This window comes from Rhizobium sophoriradicis (assembly GCF_003939025.1).
Classification (GTDB): domain Bacteria; phylum Pseudomonadota; class Alphaproteobacteria; order Rhizobiales; family Rhizobiaceae; genus Rhizobium; species Rhizobium sophoriradicis.
Map to the genome: position 1 here is coordinate 329,997 of NZ_RQIH01000002.1, position 21,701 is coordinate 351,697.

Annotated in this window: 18 protein-coding genes; 7 read left to right on the top strand and 11 right to left on the bottom strand. The window is 61.5% G+C overall.

The genetic code is table 11. The features are described from left to right. Positions 1-68: 68 nt before the first annotated feature. Genes EFR00_RS03995 through EFR00_RS04005 form a run of 3 tightly spaced genes read left to right on the top strand, consistent with a single transcriptional unit; the run spans position 69 to position 4,358 of the window. A complete protein-coding gene (locus tag EFR00_RS03995) occupies positions 69-374 on the top strand; it encodes an FAD assembly factor SdhE (RefSeq protein ID WP_009993873.1) in 306 nt (101 codons plus the stop codon). Then, positions 371-3,874 carry a transcription-repair coupling factor gene (gene mfd, locus EFR00_RS04000; RefSeq protein ID WP_077993694.1) on the top strand — a complete coding sequence of 1,168 codons (3,504 nt, stop codon included), beginning with the start codon at positions 371-373 and terminating at the stop codon, positions 3,872-3,874. Before EFR00_RS03995 ends, mfd begins: the two co-directional genes overlap by 4 nt. Before the next feature lie 16 nt (positions 3,875-3,890). Next, positions 3,891-4,358 carry an OsmC family protein gene (locus EFR00_RS04005; protein ID WP_077993692.1) on the top strand — a complete coding sequence of 156 codons (468 nt, stop codon included), beginning with the start codon at positions 3,891-3,893 and terminating at the stop codon, positions 4,356-4,358. Positions 4,359-4,388: 30 nt separating this feature from the next. Here EFR00_RS04005 and EFR00_RS04010 read toward each other — a convergent pair whose 3' ends face one another. Further along, the gene (locus EFR00_RS04010; RefSeq protein ID WP_038688886.1) at positions 4,389-5,060 is read right to left on the bottom strand and encodes a DsbA family oxidoreductase; all 672 of its coding nucleotides are present in this window, start codon (positions 5,058-5,060) and stop codon (positions 4,389-4,391) included. 62 nt (positions 5,061-5,122) lie between these two features. Further along, positions 5,123-6,925, bottom strand: coding sequence for an extracellular solute-binding protein (locus EFR00_RS04015; RefSeq protein ID WP_077994080.1), 1,803 nt, complete (start codon positions 6,923-6,925; stop codon positions 5,123-5,125). A gap of 282 nt (positions 6,926-7,207) precedes the next feature. Between EFR00_RS04015 and EFR00_RS04020 the strand changes: the two genes are divergently transcribed. Then, positions 7,208-7,861, top strand: a complete 654-nt coding sequence (locus tag EFR00_RS04020) for an invasion associated locus B family protein (RefSeq protein WP_009994474.1) — start codon at positions 7,208-7,210, stop codon at positions 7,859-7,861. 339 nt (positions 7,862-8,200) lie between these two features. On the opposite strand, the gene hspQ is transcribed toward EFR00_RS04020, so the two are convergent. The 3 genes from hspQ to EFR00_RS04035 form a co-directional block, all read right to left on the bottom strand. After that, positions 8,201-8,530 carry a heat shock protein HspQ gene (gene hspQ / locus EFR00_RS04025; RefSeq protein ID WP_009992774.1) on the bottom strand — a complete coding sequence of 110 codons (330 nt, stop codon included), beginning with the start codon at positions 8,528-8,530 and terminating at the stop codon, positions 8,201-8,203. Positions 8,531-8,688: 158 nt separating this feature from the next. Further along, a complete protein-coding gene (glnA, locus tag EFR00_RS04030) occupies positions 8,689-10,098 on the bottom strand; it encodes a type I glutamate--ammonia ligase (RefSeq protein ID WP_038688890.1) in 1,410 nt (469 codons plus the stop codon). Between the two features lie 78 nt (positions 10,099-10,176). Beyond that, positions 10,177-10,515 (bottom strand): P-II family nitrogen regulator, encoded by a 339-nt coding sequence (locus EFR00_RS04035; protein WP_003539626.1) that lies wholly within the window; start codon positions 10,513-10,515, stop codon positions 10,177-10,179. A 343-nt stretch (positions 10,516-10,858) separates the two neighbouring features. Between EFR00_RS04035 and EFR00_RS04040 the strand changes: the two genes are divergently transcribed. Next, positions 10,859-12,331: an NAD(P)H-hydrate dehydratase gene (locus EFR00_RS04040; protein WP_077993690.1), complete on the top strand. Its 1,473-nt coding sequence runs from the start codon at positions 10,859-10,861 to the stop codon at positions 12,329-12,331. 6 nt (positions 12,332-12,337) lie between these two features. Here EFR00_RS04040 and EFR00_RS04045 read toward each other — a convergent pair whose 3' ends face one another. Genes EFR00_RS04045 through uvrA form a run of 3 tightly spaced genes read right to left on the bottom strand, consistent with a single transcriptional unit; the run spans position 12,338 to position 16,548 of the window. After that, positions 12,338-13,144: a DUF72 domain-containing protein gene (locus EFR00_RS04045; RefSeq protein WP_077993688.1), complete on the bottom strand. Its 807-nt coding sequence runs from the start codon at positions 13,142-13,144 to the stop codon at positions 12,338-12,340. 24 nt (positions 13,145-13,168) lie between these two features. Next, a complete protein-coding gene (locus EFR00_RS04050) occupies positions 13,169-13,630 on the bottom strand; it encodes a GNAT family N-acetyltransferase (protein WP_077993686.1) in 462 nt (153 codons plus the stop codon). Further along, positions 13,627-16,548, bottom strand: coding sequence for an excinuclease ABC subunit UvrA (gene uvrA / locus EFR00_RS04055; protein ID WP_077993685.1), 2,922 nt, complete (start codon positions 16,546-16,548; stop codon positions 13,627-13,629). Before uvrA ends, EFR00_RS04050 begins: the two co-directional genes overlap by 4 nt. A 283-nt stretch (positions 16,549-16,831) precedes the next feature. Between uvrA and EFR00_RS04060 the strand changes: the two genes are divergently transcribed. After that, entirely contained in the window at positions 16,832-17,335 is a 504-nt protein-coding gene (locus EFR00_RS04060; RefSeq protein WP_077993683.1) for a single-stranded DNA-binding protein, read from the top strand. Positions 17,336-17,419: 84 nt separating this feature from the next. Here the strand turns inward: EFR00_RS04060 and EFR00_RS04065 are convergent, their stop codons facing one another. Then, the gene (locus EFR00_RS04065) at positions 17,420-18,067 is read right to left on the bottom strand and encodes a MarC family protein (RefSeq protein WP_038688903.1); all 648 of its coding nucleotides are present in this window, start codon (positions 18,065-18,067) and stop codon (positions 17,420-17,422) included. Positions 18,068-18,304: 237 nt separating this feature from the next. Here EFR00_RS04065 and gyrA point away from each other — a divergent pair, with 237 nt between their 5' ends. Further along, on the top strand, positions 18,305-21,127 hold the full coding sequence (gene gyrA, locus EFR00_RS04070) for a DNA gyrase subunit A (RefSeq protein ID WP_077993681.1): 2,823 nt from the start codon (positions 18,305-18,307) through the stop codon (positions 21,125-21,127). A 149-nt stretch (positions 21,128-21,276) separates the two neighbouring features. Here gyrA and EFR00_RS33870 read toward each other — a convergent pair whose 3' ends face one another. After that, positions 21,277-21,411 carry a hypothetical protein gene (locus EFR00_RS33870; RefSeq protein WP_010056528.1) on the bottom strand — a complete coding sequence of 45 codons (135 nt, stop codon included), beginning with the start codon at positions 21,409-21,411 and terminating at the stop codon, positions 21,277-21,279. A gap of 36 nt (positions 21,412-21,447) precedes the next feature. Next, positions 21,448-21,603, bottom strand: a complete 156-nt coding sequence (locus EFR00_RS32920; RefSeq protein WP_003539654.1) for a hypothetical protein — start codon at positions 21,601-21,603, stop codon at positions 21,448-21,450. Positions 21,604-21,701: the final 98 nt, after the last annotated feature.

The following is a 21,701-nucleotide window of genomic DNA, read 5'->3' on the forward strand; positions in this document are numbered from 1 at the left end:
CGGCCTTGGCAAGGCTGACAAGCCGCTTTCGAGTGGCTATAGAGGCGCATCAACAGGAAGGTAATGCCATGACAGGTGTCACGCTCACGAGTGCCGGTCTCGACCCGCGCCGCCGCCGCATCCTTTTCCGCTGCTGGCATCGAGGCATCCGCGAGATGGATCTGGTCTTCGGCCAGTTCGCCGAAGCCGAGATCGCGACGCTTTCGGACGCCGAGCTCGACGAGTTCGAGACGATCATGGCCGAAGAGGATAATGACCTGCTCCGCTGGATCATGGGAACCTGGCCGGTGCCAGAGCGTTTCCAGACACCGATGTTTGCCCGCCTTGCCGCCTATACGCCCGATTTCGACAAGCCCCTCAGGACGCCGGAATGATCCCTGGTTTCGATGCGAAGAAGCTTGCGGCCATTGCCGAGCCGCTGACGATCGGCAATGTGCCTGCCGGCCTCGAACCGCTGCTGCTCGCCGAACTCGCCCGCACGGGAGAGCCGGTCGCCTATGTCATGTCAGACGGCCACCGCATGGCCGATCTCGAGCAGATGCTGGGCTTCGTCGCCCCCGACATTCCGGTTCTCACCCTGCCGGCCTGGGACTGTCTGCCCTATGACCGCGTCTCGCCGAGCGCCGATACCTCGGCCCGCCGGCTTGCGGCACTCGGCGGCCTCATCGCCCACCGGAAAAAGCCGCATGCGGCCATCGTGCTCGTCACCGCCAATGCCATGCTGCAGAAGGTGGCGCCGCATGATGTCATCGAAAGCCTGAGCTTTTCGGCCCGACCCGGCAACCAGCTGCGCATGGACGATCTCGCGGGGCGCCTGGAGCGCAACGGCTTCGATCGCGTTGCGACCGTTCGCGAGGTCGGCGAATATGCCGTGCGCGGCGGCATTCTCGACGTCTTCGTGCCGGGTTCGGAAGAGCCGGTCCGCCTCGATTTCTTCGGCGATACGCTGGAATCGATCCGCAGCTTCGATCCGGCGAGCCAACGCACGACGGGTCAGGTGCGCTCGCTCGATCTCAACCCGATGAGCGAGGTGACGCTGACGCCGGATACGATCAGCCGCTTCCGCAAGAATTACCTCTCGGCTTTCGGCGCGACGACCCGTGATGACGCGCTCTATCTCGCCGTCTCCGAAGGCCGCCGTTATCCCGGCATGGAGCATTGGCTGCCGTTCTTCTACGAGAAGCTCGATACCGTCTTCGATTATCTCAGCGGCTTCCGAGTCGTCACCGACCACACCGTGCGGGAGGCGGCGGAGGAACGCTCCAAGCTCGTCCTCGATTATTTCGATGCCCGCCTGAATTCCGGCCAGCCGTCCAAGGGTCAGATGGCGCAGGGCACACCCTACAAGCCGGTGGCGCCGGGGCAGCTCTACCTGGACAGCAAGCTTTTCGCCAAGACTCTCGACGCGCTCGGCGCGATCCGCATCAGCCCCTTCAACGAGATAGAGGGCGAGGCGAGGCGGGTCGTCAATATCGAGGCCCGCCAGGGCCAGCGCTGGGCCCGCTCGAATGCCGAAGGCGGCGGCGATGCCGAACGCGTCAATATCTTCGACGTCGTCGTCAAGCATATCGCCGACCGACGCGCCGACGGGGCGAAGGTGCTGGTCACCGCCTGGACCGAAGGTTCGCTGGAGCGCCTGCTGCAGGTGCTGAACGAGCACGGCTTGGAAAAGGTGAAGCCGGTCGAGGCGCTGAAGGATCTCGCGGCGCTGGGCAAAGGCGAGGCCGCCGCCGCCGTGCTCAATCTCGAATCCGGCTTCGAGGCCGGTGATCTCGTCGTCATCGGCGAGCAGGATATTCTCGGCGACCGCATGGTGCGCCGCTCCAAGCGCCGCAAGCGCGCCGCCGATTTCATCGCCGAGGTCGCCGGCCTCGACGAAGGCTCGATCGTCGTCCATGCCGAACACGGCATCGGCCGCTTCATCGGCCTCAAGACCATCGAGGCGGCGGGCGCCCCGCATGCCTGCCTCGAACTGCAATATGCCGATGAGGCCAAACTCTTCCTGCCGGTCGAAAACATCGACCTGCTCTCGCGCTACGGCGGCGAGGGCACCGACGCCCAGCTCGACAAGCTCGGCGGCGGCGCGTGGCAGATGCGCAAGGCCAAGCTCAAGAAGCGCCTGCTCGACATGGCCGATGCGCTGATCCGTATCGCCGCCGAGCGCCTGACGCGCCATGCGCCCGTTCTGACGACGCCGGACGGCCTTTACGACGAATTTGCCGCCCGCTTCCCCTATGATGAGACCGAGGACCAGGATAACGCCATCGACGCGGTGCGCTCCGATCTGGGCGCCGGCCGGCCGATGGATCGTCTCGTCTGCGGTGACGTCGGTTTCGGCAAGACCGAAGTGGCACTGCGCGCCGCCTTCGTCGCCGCGATGAATGGCGTCCAGGTTGCCATCGTCGTGCCGACGACACTGCTCGCGCGCCAGCATTTCAAAACCTTTTCCGAGCGCTTCCGCGGCCTGCCGGTGCGCATCCAGCAGGCCTCACGCCTGGTTGGCGCCAAGGAGCTGGCGCTGACCAAGAAGGAAGTGGCGGAAGGGAAGACCGATATTGTCGTCGGCACCCATGCGCTGCTCGGCGCCGGCATCAAATTTGCCAATCTCGGCCTGCTCGTCATCGACGAGGAGCAGCATTTCGGCGTCAAGCACAAGGAGCGGCTAAAGGAGCTGAAGAGCGACGTGCACGTGCTGACGCTGTCGGCCACACCGATCCCGCGCACGCTGCAGCTTGCCATGACCGGCGTGCGCGAACTGTCGCTGATCACCACGCCGCCGGTCGATCGCATGGCGGTGCGCACCTTCATCTCGCCTTTCGACAGCCTGGTCATCCGCGAGACGCTGATGCGCGAGCACTATCGCGGCGGCCAGAGTTTTTACGTCTGCCCGAGGCTTGCCGATCTCGCCGATGTGCACGCCTTCCTGCAGTCCGATGTGCCGGAGCTGAAGGTTGCCGTGGCGCATGGTCAAATGCCGGCCGGCGAACTCGAAGATATCATGAACGCCTTTTATGAAGGCCGTTACGACGTGCTGTTGTCGACCACCATCGTCGAATCCGGCCTCGACGTGCCGACAGCCAACACGTTGATCGTTCACCGCGCCGATATGTTCGGCCTTGCCCAGCTCTATCAGTTGCGCGGTCGCGTCGGACGCTCGAAGGTGCGCGCCTTCGCACTCTTCACCCTGCCTGTGAACAAGGTGCTGACGCCGACGGCAGATCGCCGCCTCAAGGTGCTGCAGTCGCTCGATACGCTCGGCGCCGGCTTCCAGCTGGCAAGCCACGACCTCGATATCCGCGGCGCTGGCAACCTGCTCGGCGAAGAGCAGTCTGGCCATATCAAAGAGGTTGGCTTCGAACTCTACCAGCAGATGCTGGAAGAAGCGGTCGCCGAGGTGAAGGGCGTCGACGAGATCCACGATACCGGCTGGTCGCCGCAAATCTCGGTCGGCACGACGGTGATGATCCCGGAGGACTACGTTCCCGATCTGCATCTGCGCATGGCGCTTTACCGCCGTCTCGGCGAACTCACCGAGCTCAAGGAGATCGACGGCTTCGGCGCCGAGATGATCGACCGCTTCGGCCCGATGCCGATCGAAGTCCAGCACCTCCTCAAGATCGTCTACATCAAGTCGCTCTGCCGCACCGCCAATGTCGAAAAACTCGATGCCGGCCCGAAGGGCGTCGTCGTGCAGTTCCGCAACAAGGAATTCCCGAACCCGGCAAATCTCGTCGGTTATATAGGCAAGCAGGGTACGATGGCGAAGATCCGCCCCGACCACAGCCTGTTCCTGACCCGCGACCTGCCGACACCGGAAAAACGCCTCCAGGGGGCCGCGGTCATCATGACGCAACTGGCAGAGATGGCGAGATAAACCGAGGGAAAAGGGCATGGCGACATACGGCGCAACAATCGCCTGGCGGCGAAACGGCGAGACCTTCACGGACAACCGCTACAGCCGCGTCCATCGCTGGACGTTCGACGGCGGCATCCAGGTGAGGGCGTCCTCATCGTCGCATGTCGTTCCGCTTCCCTATTCCGCCCAAGACGCCGTCGATCCCGAAGAGGCTTTCGTCGCCTCGCTCTCCAGCTGCCACATGCTCTGGTTCCTGTCGATCGCCGCCAAACAGGGCTTCTGCGTCGACGGCTACACCGATGCCGCCGAGGGCATCATGGAGAAGAATGCCGAAGGCCGCCTCGCCATGACCGTCGTAACGCTCCGCCCGCATGTCGTCTTCTCCGGCGACAAGCAGCCCTCGTTGAGCCAACTCGAAGCGCTGCACCATCGCGCCCACGACGAATGTTTCATCGCCAATTCGGTGAAGACCGAGGTGCGCTGCGTGCCGGTTCTGGGGTAAATCTAGGGCCGTGTCCGGCCTTGCCCTCTGTTAGTTAAGCCCCGATCGCGCCTCGGCCTTCGCCTTGGCGATATCGCGCAGTGCATTCGCCAGCACATCCGGTGTCTGCGCGCCGCTGACGGCATATTGCTGGTCGAAGATGAAGAAGGGCACGCCGTTGACGCCCATTTCCTGCGCCGCCTTGATTTCGGCACCGATCAGATCACGATCGGCGTCGGAGGCGAGCAGCGAGGCGATGACCGAACGGTCTAGGCCGGCCTTTTCGCCGATATCGAGCAGCACCGCGTGGTCGCCGACATTGCGGCCTTCTTCGAAGTTGGCCTTGAACAGGGCGGCGACGACCCGGTCCTGCGCCTCGCGTCCTTCGATCATCGCCCAGTGGATTAGCCGATGGGCATCGAGCGTGTTGGGGCCGATCTTGATCGCCTCGAAATCGAAGGCAATGCCGACTTCGCGGCCGAGATCGGTCAGCATCTTGTGGGCCTGCGCCACACGCTCCTCGCCGCCGAGCTTCTCGGCCAGTGCCTTCTTCTGGTCGACCCCCTCCTTGGGATAGTCGGGATTGAGCCGGTACGGCCGCCAGTTGATGTCGACGCCGATCTCGTCCTGCACCTCGGCGATGGCGAGTTCCAGCCGCGCCTTGCCTAGATAGCACCAGGGGCAGACGACATCCGAGACCACGTCGATGGTGATGCGCTCCATGATCGTTTTCCTTATTCTCTGTGTCTCCGGAGGAGACATCGGGCCGAGGCGTTCGGCCGCTTCTATTGCGCGCTTGTATCCCACCATATCGGCAGCTGATAGCCATAAAGCGGAACCCTCTCGGGATGGCCGATGCGTTTGCTGCGCGCCACCCACTGCTGGTCCATGTGGTAGAGCGGCAGCACATAGTGGCTCGAGAGCAGCAGCCGGTCGTAGGAGCGAACCGCCGCGGTGAATTCTTCCGCCGAGCGCGCCCTCAGCAGATGGTCGATCAGCGTGTCGAGATCGGGATCGTTGGCGCCGGCAAAGCTGTCCGAGCCCTCGCGCGTGCGGGCAGCCGAAGACCATCGGCCGAGCTGCTCGTTTCCAGGTGACAGCGAAGAGGTAAAGGACTTCATGATCATGTCGTAATCGAAGCTGTTCGTTCGGCTCTGATATTGCGAATCATCGACCGTGCGAATCGACGCCGCGATGCCGATCGCCTGTAGCGAACGCTGGTAAGCGACGGCGAGCTTCTCCTGGTCGGCATTCTGCGTCATGATTTCAAAAGCGAGTTGCCGCCCCGAGGCATCGGCCATCTTGCCGCCCTGGATCGTATAGCCGCCCTGTTTCAACTGCGCGACCGCCTGTTTCAGTACGTTGCGGTCGCGGCCGGAGCCGTCGGTAACCGGCAGCTTGTAGGTGCCGTCGAGAATCGCGGGCGCGATCTTGTCCTTGATCGGTCCGAGTAGCGCAAGCTCCGCGGCATTGGCGGGCACGCCGAAGCTCGAAAGCTCGGAATTCTGCCAGAAGCTCTGCGTGCGCTTGTAGGCGCCGGAATAGAGGTTCTTGTTCGCCCATTCGAAATCGAACACCAGCGACAGGCCTTCACGCACTTTCGGATCGGCAAAGATCGGCCGGCGCGTGTTGAAGACGAAGCCGAGCATGCCGCTCGGCAGTTTCGGCGTGAACACATCCTTGATGATAGCCCCGGAGGTGACCGCGGGGAAGTTATAGGCATTGGCCCAGTGACCGGGATTGCCGTCGGGATAGATGTCGACATCGCCCTTTTTGAAGGCTTCGAACAAGGTCGTGTCCTGCAGATAATACTGGACAGTGATCTGATCGTAATTGTCGGTGCCGACCTTGGCAGGAATGTCCTTGCCCCAGTAATTCGGGTCGCGCTCATAGGTAATACTTTCGCCGGGCTTGACCACCTTCACCTTGTAGGGGCCGGAACCGACCGGCGGCGTCAGCGATGTGCGATCAAAGGTTTCGGCATCGATCGCATGTTTCGGCAGCACCGGGAAAAGGCCGAAAATTAAAGGCGTCTCTCGGTCGGCCTTGTCATTGAAGGTAAAGCGCACGCTGTGTTCGCCGACCTTCTCCATCTTGGCGACGACCTTGAGGCGGTTGGCGAAAGGGACGCGGCCCCTGTCACGCAACAGCTCGAAGCTGAACATCACATCCTCGGGCGTTACCGGCTGACCGTCGGACCATTTTGCCTTCGGATTGAGGTTGAACTGAATGAAGCTCCTGTCGTCGTCCCATTCGACGGTCTGGGCAAGCAGGCCGTAAAGCGTGAAGGGCTCGTCCCTGGAGCGCTGCATCAGCGATTCGTAGACGAGGTTGCCGTAGTCCGGGTCCCACATGCCGCGTGCTGTCGTGCGCATGCTCTTCAGAATGAATGGATTGAGGTTGTCGAAGGTGCCGACGACGCCATAAGTGATCTTGCCGCCCTTCTTGACGTCGGGATTGACGTAAGGGAAGTGCTTGTAGTCAGGCGGCAGAGCCGGCTCGCCATGCATCGCGATTCCATGCAACGGCTCGGCGGCAACAGTGCCGCACAGCAGCGAGAGGACGAGCGGGACGACGATCCGGAGCATTCGGCAATCCTTGATCCGTGAAAGGGCATGATTCATCGCGAGATTATCATCTGGTCGACCGATTCCAACACGTGAGAGCCATTTCTTTGGCGTAGCGGCGAAATTGCTCCTTAAATTGCCAAAGAAAAGCTGGATATCTTGAACGCTGCGATGTAACAGGTGAACCCGAAGTTTCGGGGTCATGCATTTGCCTCATTTTTCCATGAGGTGGAGTGCCGAACGACCCGATGGTTGGGGCGGCAGGTCGCTGCCCCGAACGGATATCAGGAGACGGAATTCGTTATGATGTTCAAGTCTGAAAAGAAAATGCGGGCAGCACTGTCCGTTCTGGCAGTGATGTTCGGCGCCGCTTCGGCTCCGGTCTCCTCCTTCGCTCAGGATGCTGCGGCACAGGCTCCGGCCCAGGGCGTCGGCGCTCCCAAGCTCGGTTGGTATAAGACCTGCAGCAAGCAGGAAGACAACGACATCTGTGTCGTCCAGAACCTGATCCTCGCCAATGGCGGCCAGCTCGTTACGGCCGTCGGCCTGATCTCGGTCTCCGGCAAGATCAACCGCAAGCTCTTGCAGGTTTCCGTTCCGACCGCACGCCTGATTCCCCCCGGCATCATGATGCAGATCGATGGCGGCAAGGGTCAGAAGCTCGATTATGCCGTTTGCCTGCCGGACAAGTGCACCGCCGAAATCCCGCTGACCGACGCGATGATCGCCAGCCTGAAGAAGGGCAGCGACGTAATCTTCACGTCGATCAATTTCCGCCGCGCCCCGAACCCGATCAAGATCTCGCTCGAAGGCTTCACCGGCGCTTATGATGGCGAACCGGTCACCGAAAACAAGCTCGCCGAAAGCCAGCGCAGCCTGCAGGAAGGCATGCAGAAGAAGGCTGACGAAGCCCGCAAGAAACTGGAAGAGGCCCAGAAGGCAGCCAAGGCGCAGTAGTCCTGCCGCCATATCGAATGGAAACCCGGCTTCAGGCCGGGTTTTTTATTGGCCAACAGTTGTCTCGGTTTGGCTTTGCGCCTCGGTTGTGTGTTCGTGCTCTGGATATGCCCTTCACCCTAACCCTCTCCCCGTAAACGGGCGAGGGGACGTGCCCTGCGCGAGGTAAGTGCGAACCGAGACGCGGCTTGCTCCCTTCGCCCCGTCAGAACGGGGAGAAGGTGGCGGCAGCCGGAAGAGGGGCTTCCCAATGAAAAGCAAAAAGCCGGATCTGATAACAAAAGAAAAAGGCCTCGCTGGGAGAGGCGAGGCCTTGTTCAATGATCGGTACGTCTGACCTTAGTGGGCGAAGCTCATCTTGGGTTTGAACTGCCCGGATGGGGCTTGGTCGAAAATCTGGTAGACCTGCTGATTGCGAAGGGGCGTGCCGCTTTCGTCATTCACCAGGTTCTGCTCGGAGACATAGGCGACGTATTCGCTTTCGTCATTCTCGGCGAGCAGATGGTAGAATGGCTGGTCCTTGCTGGGGCGCACCTCGGCGGGAATGGAATTCCACCACTCCTCCGTATTCGCGAACTCCGGATCAACGTCGAAGATGACGCCGCGAAACGGGAATACCTTGTGCCGGACCACTTCGCCGATACTGAACTTTGCTACTCTTTCTTTCATGGTACGACTTCCTTTCATCACCGAATTTGGTGATTGGTGTCGTGCAAATCAAGATTTTTGCACTTGTCCGTCACATGAACGTCATATCCTCCTTCTGCCGTTCATGACCTGGGAAGGTGAAAGCCCCGGCGAACCGGGACTTTCAATATTGCAGCCGATCAGGCTGAGTAATACATGTCGTATTCGACCGGGTGCGGCGTCATTTCGAAACGCATCACCTCTGCCATCTTCAGTTCGATGAAGGCATCGATCTGATCATCGTCGAAGACACCGCCGGCCGTCAGGAACTTGCGGTCCTTGTCGAGGCTTTCGAGCGCTTCGCGCAACGAGCCGCAGACGGTCGGGATCTTCTTCAATTCCTTCGGCGGCAGGTCGTAAAGATCCTTGTCCATGGCCTTGCCGGGGTGGATCTTGTTCTTGATACCGTCGAGGCCGGCCATCAGCATGGCGGCGAAGGCGAGGTAGGGGTTGGCGGTCGGATCCGGGAAGCGGACTTCGACACGCTTGGCCTTGGGATTGGAGCCGAACGGAATGCGGCAGGAGGCCGAGCGGTTGCGGGCCGAATAGGCGAGCAGTACCGGCGCTTCATAACCCGGCACCAGACGCTTGTAGGAGTTCGTCGACGGATTGGTAAAGGCGTTGATCGCCTTTGCATGCTTGATGATGCCGCCGATATAGTAGAGGCAGCTCTCGGAGAGACCGGCATATTCGTCGCCGGCGAAGGTCGGCTTACCGCCCTTCCAGATGGACTGGTGGACGTGCATGCCGGATCCGTTGTCGCCGAAGATCGGCTTCGGCATGAAGGTCGCCGTCTTGCCGTAGGCATTGGCCACCTGATGCACGACGTATTTGTAGATTTGCATCTTGTCGGCGTTGCGCACCAGCGTATCGAACTTGATGCCGAGTTCGTGTTGGGCGGCTGCGACTTCATGGTGATGCTTTTCGACGACGACGCCCATTTCGGAGAGAACCGTAAGCATTTCCGAACGCATATCCTGGGCGCTGTCGACCGGCGGAACCGGGAAATAGCCGCCCTTGACGCGGGGACGATGGCCAAGGTTGCCGGTTTCGTAATCGGTGTCGTCGTTCGACGGCAGTTCGGTCGAATCCAGCTTGAAGCCGGTATTGTAGGGATCGGCCTTGTACTTGACGTCGTCGAAAACGAAGAATTCGGCTTCCGGGCCGACGAAGATTGTGTCGCCGATGCCGGAGGCCTTGAGATAGGCTTCGGCCTTCTTGGCGGTGCCGCGCGGATCGCGATTATACGCCTCGCCGGAGACCGGATCGAGGATGTCGCAGACGATGACCATGGTCGACTGGGCGAAGAATGGGTCCATATGCACCGTTTCGGTATCGGGCATCAGCACCATGTCGGACTCGTTGATGGCCTTCCAGCCACCGATCGAGGAGCCGTCGAACATCACGCCGTCGGCGAACATGTCTTCGTCGACGACGGCAACGTCCATCGTCACGTGCTGCAACTTGCCCTTCGGATCGGTGAAACGCAGATCGACGAACTTCACGTCGTTTTCCTGGATCTGCTTCAGAATTTCGCTTGCGGTCGCCATTAAATACCTTCCTCCAATTTGCAATGACAATAGGTGGGCGCGGTGACGGTATCGGACTTTGCGCGGTAGGCAAAGTGGTCAGATGGCATCGATGCCGGTCTCGCCGGTGCGGATGCGGATAACCTCTTCGACATTGGAGACGAAGATCTTTCCGTCGCCGATGCGGCCGGTTTGCGCCGCCTTGCGGATCGCGTCGATGACGGCCTCCGCGTTTTCGTCGGCCAGCACGACCTCGACTTTCACCTTCGGCAGGAAATCGACGACATATTCGGCACCGCGGTAGAGTTCCGTGTGGCCCTTCTGACGACCGAAGCCCTTGGCTTCCGTGACTGTGATACCCTGGAGGCCGACTTCCTGAAGGGCTTCCTTCACTTCGTCCAGCTTGAAAGGCTTAATGATCGCTTCGATCTTTTTCATGAGAAAATGCTCTCCGCTTCTCCCGTTATGGCAGGATGTTTCCCGCTCGCCGAATATGATGCAGATATCGTGCCAGTTTGAAATCCGTCTTTTCGAAAAAATACGCCGATTCTGTCAAAACCGGCGCGTTTGCGGGGCATTCGATATGGTTTTGGTGATGGAAAAGTGAAAAAACATGGCCTCCCGCCCAAAATCAGATCGAAAACCGCGAAAGTCACATTTTCCGGTGGTTGCCAAAGCAGATCTCGATTCGGTGAAAAGATAGGCAAATGCATAAAATAAGGGCTTCCGCTGGACGGTTCATGCGGTTGTTTTTTGAGCGTTTTTTGAATTGAATAGGCTGATGAGCAAACATCTCTCCGACCTTCTCCTTACGCCAGCCGAAATGGCAGCCGTCGATGCGGCTGCCGCCGCGTCGGGCATCGACTCCTTCGGTCTGATGGAACGAGCGGGGGCTGCGGTCGCCGCTGCCGCGCTGAGGCTTTACCCGGCTGCTCTGCGTTTCGTCGTGCTCTGCGGCCCGGGCAACAATGGCGGCGACGCCTATGTCGCGGCAAGGCATCTGCAGGAAGGCGGAGCGACAGTGGCGCTTTTCCATCTCGGCGATCCCTCCGGGCTGAAAGGCTACGCCGCCCGCGCTCGGGCCGGCTGTGCGCTTCAGGGTCAGGGGCTCGAGCTCTACCGGCCCGAAAGCGGCGATGTCGTCGTCGACGGCCTGTTCGGCGCGGGGCTCGCACGCGCGGTGCCGGCCGCTGTCCGCACGGTGGTCGAGCAGGTCGCCGAGGCCGACATCCCCGTGCTTGCCATCGACCTGCCCTCCGGCCTCGACGGCCGCACGGGTAAGGTGCTGGGCGCAGCCTTCGGCGCTCGCAACACCATCACTTTCATGACACGCAAGCCCGGCCATCTCTTGATGCCGGGCAGGGAGCTTTGCGGCGAGCTGGCGGTCTTCGATATCGGCATTCCCGCCCGCATCATCAGGGCCGAGGCAGGCGGTCTGATTGCCGAGAACAAGCCGGATGCCTGGAAGGCCGCGCTGCCGCCCGAGCAGCTGGAGACCCACAAATACAAGCGCGGCCATCTGGTCGTCTTTTCGGGCGACGCCGACAAGACGGGTGCCGCGCGCATGTCGGCGGCCTCCGGCCTGAGGGCTGGCGCCGGCCTGGTGACCATCGCAGCGCCCCATGCGGCAATGGCCGCCAATGCCGCCCATCTCACAGCCGTCATGCTGCATGCGATCGACGGCGAGGCCGAACTCGAAGACTGGCTGTCCGACTCCCGGCTGCAGACTTTCGTCCTCGGCCCCGGTTTCGGCATCGGCGCCAGGGCGCGCGCCTATGTCACTGCCCTTGCCGATCGCCGGCTGGTTCTCGACGCCGACGGCATCTCCTCGTTCAAGGACGATCCGCAACAGCTCTTCGATCTGTTCCAAGGCGAGCCGCGCCTGGTGCTGACGCCGCACGAGGGCGAATTTTCGCGGCTATTTCCTGAGATCGGCGGCGACGATGCGCTGGGCAAGGTCGACAAGGCGCTCGCCGCCGCCCGCCGCGCCAATGCCGCGATCGTCTATAAGGGCGCCGACACCGTCATCGCCTCACCGGACGGCCGCGCGCTGATCAATACCAATGCGCCGGCCTGGCTTGCGACCGCCGGTTCAGGCGATGTGCTCGCCGGCATCATCGGAGGACTGCTTGCGCAGGGCCTGCCGGCCTTCGAGGCGGCAGCCGCCGGCGTCTGGCTGCATGGAGAGGCAGGCCGCCGCGCCGGCAAAGGTCTGACAGCGGAAGATCTCGCAACGGCGGTACTGCCGTTGTAACTCGATTTATTTCGTCAGCAATTTCTGCAGGGCGATCGCCCCATGCGGTGCGTTCACCTTGCCCTCATGGATCATGAAGGCGAAGACGTCGCGCGGCTCGACCTTGATCTTGCGGTCTTTATCGATCAGCGGTAGGTCGTCAGGAACCTTGCCTTCCGCCCAGGTCTCGAGCCGGTCCGCCCAGGCCTTCAGGTCCTTGTCGGGATAGCAGGTCGCAATATCGTCCGATCCCTTCTGCAGCCTGGCATAGATGAAAGCGGCCGTGACGTCGGCAATCATCGGATATTCGAAATGTTCGGCGCAAACCGGCGCCACGCCGTATTTGGCAAGCAGGGCGACGAATTCCGGCACCTTGAAGGAATCGTGCCGGACCTCGACAACGTGGCGAAGCGCCAGCCCGTCCTGTTTTGCCGGCAGCAGCTTCAGGAAGGCTTCGAAGTCTTCCGGATCGAACTTCTTCGTCGGCGCGAACTGCCAGAGCAGCGGCCCGAGATGGTCGCCGAGTTCACTGATCCCGGATGTCAGAAAGCGCTCCATCGATTCCCCAGCCTCAGCGAGCACCCGCCGATTGGTGACGAACCGCGTCGCCTTCAGCGAAAAGATGAAGCCGTCGGGCACATCGGCCGCCCATTTCGCAAAGACCGCCGGCTTCTGAGTGCTGTAATAGGTGCCATTGACCTCGATGACCTTCAGCTGGCGGCTGGCATAATGCAGCTCGTCCTTCTGTTTGAGATCATCGGGAAAGAAATGCCCGCGCCAGGGCTCGAAGGTCCAGCCGCCGATGCCAGTGCGGATAGTGCCGGATTTCGTCATGTCGTCCTCCCCTTTGGCAGCCGCTCAGGCCGCAACAATCTCTTTCGCCATGTCGACGAGCGTCCATCCTGGCCGATAAGGCTTTTGCCGGCGACCCGTTTCCTGAAATCCGAAGGCGCGATAGAGCGCGACGTTCCGCTCCATCCGCGCATTCGTATAGAGCCGGATCTGCGGCGTGGCCCATTCCCGCGCCTTGCCTTTCAGCCAGCGCAGCATCGCAAGCCCGTGCCCGGCGCCCTGAAAGGCCGGCGAGACCCCGATGCTGAACAGCATGAGGTGGTCGGGATGCTGCTCGACGAAGACGAGGCCGACCGTTTCATCGCCGATCTCGCGCAGCCAGACCTCGCCGCGTTCGATGCGCGGCACGTAATCTTCTGTCGCTGGCACCGGTGGAACGCCGAAAAGTTCGGTATGGGGCAGATAGGCGGCTGCCGTCAGCGTCGTGATCGTTTGGAGATCGTCGCGCGACGCCAGCCTCATCGTCATTCCGCCGCCGCCGCCCTCTTCGCCGGGCGCCGCTCCAGCAATTCCTTGAGGAACTGTCCGGTATAGGAATGCTTCTCCTTGACGATTGCCTCGGGCGTGCCGGCTGCGACGATCTCGCCGCCGCCATCGCCGCCCTCGGGACCGAAATCGAGCACCCAGTCGGCCGTCTTGATGACTTCGAGATTGTGCTCGATCACTACAACTGAATTGCCCTGGTTGACCAGTTCGTGCAGCATTTCGAGCAGTTTGGCGACGTCGTGGAAATGCAGGCCGGTCGTCGGTTCGTCGAGAATATAAAGCGTGCGTCCGGTCGAGCGCTTCGACAGTTCCTTGGCGAGCTTGACGCGCTGCGCCTCGCCGCCGGAAAGCGTGTTGGCCTGCTGGCCGACCTTGATGTAACCGAGGCCGACATCCTTCAGCGATTGCAGCTTGTCGCGTACGGCGGGCACCGCCGCGAAGAAATCGACGCCTTCCTCCACCGTCATGTCGAGCACGTCTGCGATAGACCTCTGCTTGAAGGTGACGTCGAGCGTCTCTCTGTTATAGCGCTTGCCATGGCAGACATCGCAGGTGACGTAGACGTCGGGCAGGAAGTGCATTTCGATCTTGATGACGCCGTCGCCCTGGCAGGCCTCGCAGCGTCCGCCCTTGACGTTGAAGGAGAAGCGGCCCGGCTGATAACCGCGCGCCTTGGCTTCCGGCAAGCCGGCGAACCAGTCGCGGATCGGCGTGAAGGCGCCGGTATAGGTCGCCGGGTTCGAGCGCGGCGTGCGGCCGATCGGCGACTGGTCGATGTCGATCACTTTGTCGATATGCTCGAAACCGTCGATCCGGTCGTGGTCGGCAGGGATTTCGCGCGCACCCATGACGCGGCGCGCCGCCGATTTATACAGCGTCTCGATCAGGAAGGTGGACTTGCCGCCGCCGGAAACGCCGGTCACCGCCGTAAAGACGCCGAGCGGGATCGAGGCCGTGACATTCTTCAGATTGTTGCCGCGCGCGCCGACGACCTTGATCTCGCGACCCTTCTTCGGCTTGCGGCGCTGGTCGGGAACCGGCACGCCGAGTTCGCCAGAGAGATATTTGCCAGTCAGCGACTTCGGATTATCCATGATATCCTGCGGCGTGCCATGGGCGATGACCTGGCCGCCATGGATACCGGCCGCCGGGCCGATGTCGACGACGTCGTCGGCCGTCAGGATCGCATCCTCGTCATGCTCGACGACGATGACCGTGTTGCCGATATCGCGCAGGTGCTTCAGCGTGTCGAGCAGCCGGGCATTGTCGCGCTGATGCAGGCCGATCGACGGCTCATCGAGCACGTAGAGCACGCCCGTCAGCCCCGAGCCGATCTGCGAGGCAAGCCGGATGCGCTGGCTCTCGCCGCCCGACAGCGTGCCGGAATTGCGCGACAGGCTGAGATATTCCAGACCGACATCGTTCAAAAAGCGCAGCCGGTCGCGGATCTCCTTGAGGATGCGCACGGCGATCTCGTTCTGCTTGGCGTTGAAGCTGGCTGGCAGCGTCTCGAACCAGTCGCGCGCGACACGGATCGACATCTCAGTGACTTCGCCGATATGCAGCCTGTTGATCTTCACAGCCAGCGCTTCGGGTTTCAGGCGATAGCCGTTGCAGGCCGGGCAGGGGGCTGCCGACATGAAGCGCTCGATATCCTCGCGCGCCCAGGCGGAATCGGTTTCTTTCCAGCGGCGCTCGAGATTGGTGATGATGCCTTCGAAATTCTTGTGGGTGGTAAAGGAGCGCGCGCCGTCGGCGTAGTGGAACTCGATCTTGTCGTCGGTGCCGTTGAGGATGACGTCCTTGGCCTCTGCGGAAAGATCGTTCCAGCGGGTGCCGAGCTTGAAGCCGTAATGTTTTCCGAGCGCTTCCAGCGTCTGATTATAATAAGGCGACGTCGACTTCGCCCAGGGCGCGATCGCCCCGTCGCGCAGCGTCCGCTCCGGCTCGGGTACGATCAGATCGGGGTCGATCTTCTGCTGAGCGCCGAGGCCGTCGCAGGTCGGGCAGGCGCCGAAGGGATTGTTGAACGAAAAGAGCCGAGGTTCGATTTCCGGAATGGTGAAGCCGGAGACCGGGCAGGCGAATTTTTCGGAAAACAGCACGCGCTCATGCGTCTCGTTCAGCGACTTGTTGGCCGATCCGCCAGCCGAGGTCTCTTCCGGCGGCAGCGGCTTGTCGGCGAATTCGGCGACCGCCAGCCCGTCGGCGAGCTTCAGGCACGTCTCCAGGCTGTCGGCCAGCCGCGCCGAAACATCGGAGCGCACGACGATGCGGTCGACCACCACGTCGATGTCGTGCTTGTATTTCTTGTCGAGAACAGGCGCCTCGGCGATTTCGTAGAACTGGCCGTCCACCTTGACGCGCTGGAAGCCCTTCTTCATCAGCTCCGCCAGTTCCTTCTTGTATTCGCCCTTGCGCCCGCGCACCAGCGGCGCGAGAATATAAAGACGGGTGCCTTCGCCGAAAGCGAGGATGCGGTCGACCATCTGGCTGACGGTCTGGCTCTCGATCGGCAGGCCGGTCGCCGGCGAATAGGGAACGCCGACGCGGGCAAAGAGCAGGCGCATATAGTCGTAGATCTCGGTGACGGTGCCGACGGTCGAGCGCGGGTTTCGCGAGGTGGTCTTCTGCTCGATCGAAATGGCCGGCGACAGCCCGTCGATCTGGTCGACATCGGGCTTCTGCATCATTTCGAGGAACTGCCGGGCATAGGCCGACAGGCTTTCGACATAGCGCCGCTGGCCCTCGGCATAGATCGTGTCGAAGGCGAGCGAGGATTTGCCCGAGCCAGAAAGACCGGTCATGACGATCAGCTTGTTGCGCGGCAGATCGAGATCGATGCTCTTCAGATTGTGCTCGCGCGCGCCGCGGATGGAGATCGTCTTCAGTTCGCTCATCGTCTCTGCTTTGGTTTTCTGGATAACAGCCCTTATTTAGTGATGCCGGCGGGCGAGTCGAGGCTGAATATCCGGGAAGGTTCAAGGTTTTCGATTCTGTTGACAGGATGATACGGATAAACTAGAACAAATAAAGAACAAATTTCCTGATGAATGCATGCGGCTTTCTGATGGATAAACATGTGGATTAGATGCCGCCCATGCGCATCGGCGGTCCGTGATGGTTTAAGGTGCGCCGATCGATTGAAACGCCGCCGGGCAGGGCGGCAGGCAGGGTGAGAAGATGGCTGGTAGCGTGAACAAGGTAATTCTGGTTGGAAACGTGGGTGCAGACCCCGAAATCCGCCGCACTCAGGACGGCCGGCCGATCGCCAATCTTCGTATCGCGACCTCGGAGACCTGGCGTGATCGCAATTCCGGCGAACGCCGCGAAAAGACCGAATGGCATACTGTCGTCGTCTTCAACGAAGGCCTCTGCAAGGTGGTCGAGCAATATGTGAAGAAGGGCGCCAAGCTTTATATCGAAGGCCAGCTGCAGACCCGCAAATGGCAGGACCAGCAGGGCCAGGACCGTTATTCGACGGAAGTGGTGCTGCAGGGCTTCAGCTCGACGCTGACCATGCTCGACGGCCGCGGCGACGCGAGCTCCGGTTTCGGCGGCAGCCGCGGCGGCAGCAGCAATAATGATTACGGCGACGATTACGGCGCCCCGGCTTCGTCCCCATCGTCGAACCGCGGTGGTGGCGGCAACTTCTCGCGCGATCTCGACGACGACATCCCGTTCTGATCGGCGCCTATCCCGGCTTGAAGAAGATCCGAGAGCATGATGCCTTTGACGGCGTCATGCTCTTTTTGTTTGCTCTCGCGCTGTTCAGTGCGGCGTCGCGCTGATCAGATTAAGCGCTGCCTTCGCGCCGTCGACGACGAACTGTACTGCAAGGGCGGCAAGGATGACGCCGAGGAGCCGTGTCAGGATCGCCCGCCCGGTGACGCCGAGGAAACGGTCGAGCCTGTCGGCAATCAGCAGCATGAGCAGTGTCAGCAGTAGGTTGGCGGCGATGACGGCGATCAGCTGGGCCTTTTCCACCGAGGTCGGCAGCGTGCCGGCCAATAGGATTGTCGCCGAGATCGCACCCGGGCCGGCGATCAGCGGCAAGGCGAGGGGGAAGACGGCGATATTCTCGATATGGTCCTTGGTGACAGCTGCCTCGCTGGCTTTCTCCTTCCGCTCCTGGCGCCGCTCGAACACCATTTCGAAGGCGATCCAGAAGAGCAGCAGCCCGCCGGCGATGCGGAAGGCGCCGATCGAAATACCGAGCACGCCGAGAACGCTTGAGCCGAACAGGGCGAAGACGGCGAGGATGATGAAGGCGATCGTTGAGCCGCGTAGCGCTACCTGGGTTCGCTGGCTCCGACTCATGCCGGTCGTCAGTCCCAGGAAGATCGGGGCGAGCCCGGGCGGATCGATGGTGACGAGAAGCGTCGTGAAGGCGTTGATCAACTGGTCGGCGCTTGCCATCGTCTCTCCGAAAGCCCATATGGGTGCGTGATTTTCTGCGATTGTGAAGCGGGGATTTGGATTTGGCAAATATGCCGCGGGCGGCCGCTGCGGATTTGTCCGGTCCGGCCGCACAAGTCCCGTGCTTTACCCTTTTTCGGCCGCAAAAGCCTGTTCAAAACGCGCTCGGAAATTGGCGCGGCAACAGGCTTTCCGCTATAAATCTTCAAGTGATTCTAGAAGAGATCGTGATCTGTTTTGACTGAGCAAACACCCCCCGGCGGCGGGAAGCTCCCGCCAGGCATCGAGCCCATCTCCATCATGGAGGAAATGCAGCGGTCGTATCTCGATTACGCGATGAGCGTCATCGTCAGCCGCGCGCTGCCCGACGTGCGCGACGGCCTGAAGCCCGTGCACCGGCGCATCCTTTACGGCATGTCCGAGCTCGGCATCGACTGGAACAAGAAATACGTCAAATGCGCCCGCGTCACCGGCGACGTGATGGGTAAATACCATCCGCACGGCAATGCCGCGATCTACGATGCGCTCGCCCGCATGGCGCAGCCTTGGTCGCTGCGGCTGCCGCTGATCGATGGTCAGGGCAATTTCGGCTCCGTCGACGGCGATCCGCCGGCGGCCGAACGTTACACCGAATGCCGCCTGGAAAAGGCCGCCCATTCGCTGCTCGATGATCTCGACAAGGAAACCGTCGACTTCCGCGACAACTATGACGGCACGCTCTCCGAGCCGGTGGTGGTTCCCGCCAAGTTCCCGAACCTGCTCGTCAACGGCGCCGGCGGCATCGCCGTCGGCATGGCGACCAACATTCCGCCGCATAACCTGTCGGAAGTGATCGACGGCTGTATCGCGCTGATCAACGATCCGGCGATCGAGCTGCCGGAACTGATGCAGATCATTCCCGGCCCGGATTTTCCGACAGGCGCAAAGATCCTCGGTCGCGCCGGCATCCGCTCGGCTTACGAGACCGGCCGCGGTTCCGTCATCATGCGCGGTGTCGCGACGATCGAGCCGATGCGCGGCGACCGTGAGCAGATCATCATCACCGAAATCCCCTATCAGGTGAACAAGGCGACGATGATCGAAAAGATGGCTGAACTGGTGCGCGAAAAGCGCATCGAGGGCATCTCCGACCTGCGCGATGAATCCGACCGCCAGGGCTATCGCGTCGTCATCGAGCTGAAGCGCGACGCCAATGCTGAGGTCATCCTTAACCAGCTCTACCGCTATACGCCGCTGCAGACCTCCTTCGGCTGCAACATGGTGGCGCTGAACGGCGGTAAGCCGGAACAGCTGACGCTGCTCGATATGCTGCGAGCCTTCGTCACCTTCCGCGAAGAAGTCGTTAGCCGGAGAACGAAATTCCTCCTGCGCAAGGCGCGCGAGCGCGCCCATGTGTTGGTCGGCCTTGCCATTGCGGTGGCCAACATCGACGAAGTCATCCGCGTCATCCGCCAGGCGCCGGACCCCCAGTCGGCCCGTGAAGAGCTGATGACCCGCCGCTGGCCGGCAGAAGATGTCGAAAGCCTGATCCGTCTGATCGACGATCCGCGCCACCGCATCAACGAGGACATGACGTACAACCTGTCGGAAGAACAGGCCCGCGCCATCCTCGAACTGCGTCTTGCCCGCCTCACGGCCCTCGGCCGTGACGAAATCGGCGATGAACTCAACAAGATCGGCGAGGAAATCCGGGATTATCTCGATATTCTTTCCTCGCGTGTCCGCATCCAGACCATCGTCAAGGATGAGCTCACCGCTGTGCGCGACGAGTTCGGCACACCGCGCCGCACCGAGATCGTCGATGGCGGTCTCGAAATGGACGATGAGGATCTGATCGCCCGCGAGGACATGGTCGTCACCGTCTCGCATCTTGGTTATATCAAGCGCGTACCGCTGACCACCTACCGCGCCCAGCGCCGTGGCGGCAAGGGTCGCTCCGGCATGACCACCCGCGACGAAGATTTCGTTAGCCGGCTATTCGTAGTCAATACCCATACGCCGGTTCTGTTCTTCTCCTCGCGCGGCATCGTCTACAAGGAGAAGGTCTGGCGCCTGCCGATCGGCACGCCGACCTCGCGCGGCAAGGCGCTGATCAACATGCTGCCGCTCGCCCCCGGCGAGCGCATCACCACCATCCTGCCCTTGCCCGAGGACGAGGCGAGCTGGGACAATCTCGACGTCATGTTCTCGACGACGCGCGGCACGGTTCGCCGCAACAAGCTGTCGGACTTCGTTCAGGTCAACCGCAACGGCAAGATCGCCATGAAGCTCGAGGAGGAGGGCGATGAGATCCTCTCCGTCGAGACTTGCACGGAACATGACGACGTTCTGCTGACGACCGCGCTCGGCCAGTGCATCCGCTTCTCCGTCGACGACGTTCGCGTCTTCGCCGGCCGCAACTCGATCGGCGTGCGCGGCATCAATCTCGGTGAAGGCGATCGCATCATCTCGATGACCATCGTCGGCCATGTTGATGCCGAGCCGTGGGAGCGCGCAGCCTATCTGAAACGCTCTGCCGCCGAACGTCGCGCGACGGGCGTCGATGAAGAGGATATCGCTCTCGTCGGCGAGGAAGTCACCGAAGAGGGACAGCTCTCGGACGAGCGTTATGAAGAGCTGAAGGCACGCGAGCAGTTCGTGCTCACGGTCTCTGTGAAGGGCTTCGGCAAGCGTTCGTCGTCCTACGATTTCCGCATCTCCGGCCGCGGCGGCAAGGGCATCCGCGCCACCGACACGTCGAAGACCGGCGAAATCGGCGAACTGGTCGCCGCCTTCCCGGTCGATGACGGCGATCAGATCATGCTGGTTTCGGATGGCGGCCAGCTGATCCGAGTGCCGGTCGGCGGCATCCGCATCGCCAGCCGCGCCACCAAGGGCGTCACCATCTTCTCGACGGCTAAGGATGAGAAGGTCGTTTCCGTCGAGCGCATCAGCGAGCCGGAAGAGGACGAGACGGAGGAAGCCGTCGAGACCGCCGAAGGTGCTCCTGTTGCTGAGGAAGGTTCAACCGGCGAGACGCCGGTTGCCGATGGCGATCCCGCCGGGACCACCGAGGAATGATCAAGAGAAAGGGCGGCTTCGGGCCGCCCTTTTCTGTTCGGGCTTAGCCTGGTTTATCCCAAGAAAAAAGCCGGATGCTGGGTGCATCCGGCTTTGTAGGGCCCGAGGCGGCGGAAGGGTGCCGCTCTTGGGTGGGGAAGAGAGGAATATCAGAATGCGCTATGCTTTTCGTTCAGCGCTTTCACCTCTTCGCCTTCGCGCCGGAGCGCTGAAATCGTCGAGGCCACAGACACGATGAACATGACGCTGATGAGGGCGGTGAGCACTGTCAAGATCGTGAACATAGGCATTCCTTTCCTGGGGAGTTGCGTTCTCGCCCCTCAGTACTGGCCAAGTACGGCCGTGCGGGCCGAAGCATAGGGACCATAAACCTTGGACGTATCTACCTTCTGATCATATAGAGCGACAGTTGCGGTGAGCATGCCCGTGACCATTACCATCCAGAGCACGTTAATCATCGTAATCTTGCCGGGCATCTTTAGTCCTTCCTGCCGCGATAATCGCATCTATGTGTCGGTTGAATGAACGCATCCGTTTTAAATTGGTTCCGCCGGATGTTGAGGCGGTGTTTACC

Coding starts and splice junctions, on each gene's coding strand:
- EFR00_RS03995 (WP_009993873.1), top strand. CDS start 69: ATGACAGGTGTCACGCTCACGAGTGCCGGTCTCGACCCGCGCCGCCGC.
- mfd (WP_077993694.1), top strand. CDS start 371: ATGATCCCTGGTTTCGATGCGAAGAAGCTTGCGGCCATTGCCGAGCCG.
- EFR00_RS04005 (WP_077993692.1), top strand. CDS start 3,891: ATGGCGACATACGGCGCAACAATCGCCTGGCGGCGAAACGGCGAGACC.
- EFR00_RS04010 (WP_038688886.1), bottom strand. CDS start 5,060: ATGGAGCGCATCACCATCGACGTGGTCTCGGATGTCGTCTGCCCCTGG.
- EFR00_RS04015 (WP_077994080.1), bottom strand. CDS start 6,925: ATGCTCCGGATCGTCGTCCCGCTCGTCCTCTCGCTGCTGTGCGGCACT.
- EFR00_RS04020 (WP_009994474.1), top strand. CDS start 7,208: ATGATGTTCAAGTCTGAAAAGAAAATGCGGGCAGCACTGTCCGTTCTG.
- hspQ (WP_009992774.1), bottom strand. CDS start 8,530: ATGAAAGAAAGAGTAGCAAAGTTCAGTATCGGCGAAGTGGTCCGGCAC.
- glnA (WP_038688890.1), bottom strand. CDS start 10,098: ATGGCGACCGCAAGCGAAATTCTGAAGCAGATCCAGGAAAACGACGTG.
- EFR00_RS04035 (WP_003539626.1), bottom strand. CDS start 10,515: ATGAAAAAGATCGAAGCGATCATTAAGCCTTTCAAGCTGGACGAAGTG.
- EFR00_RS04040 (WP_077993690.1), top strand. CDS start 10,859: ATGAGCAAACATCTCTCCGACCTTCTCCTTACGCCAGCCGAAATGGCA.
- EFR00_RS04045 (WP_077993688.1), bottom strand. CDS start 13,144: ATGACGAAATCCGGCACTATCCGCACTGGCATCGGCGGCTGGACCTTC.
- EFR00_RS04050 (WP_077993686.1), bottom strand. CDS start 13,630: ATGACGATGAGGCTGGCGTCGCGCGACGATCTCCAAACGATCACGACG.
- uvrA (WP_077993685.1), bottom strand. CDS start 16,548: ATGAGCGAACTGAAGACGATCTCCATCCGCGGCGCGCGCGAGCACAAT.
- EFR00_RS04060 (WP_077993683.1), top strand. CDS start 16,832: ATGGCTGGTAGCGTGAACAAGGTAATTCTGGTTGGAAACGTGGGTGCA.
- EFR00_RS04065 (WP_038688903.1), bottom strand. CDS start 18,067: ATGGCAAGCGCCGACCAGTTGATCAACGCCTTCACGACGCTTCTCGTC.
- EFR00_RS33870 (WP_010056528.1), bottom strand. CDS start 21,411: ATGTTCACGATCTTGACAGTGCTCACCGCCCTCATCAGCGTCATGTTC.
- EFR00_RS32920 (WP_003539654.1), bottom strand. CDS start 21,603: ATGCCCGGCAAGATTACGATGATTAACGTGCTCTGGATGGTAATGGTC.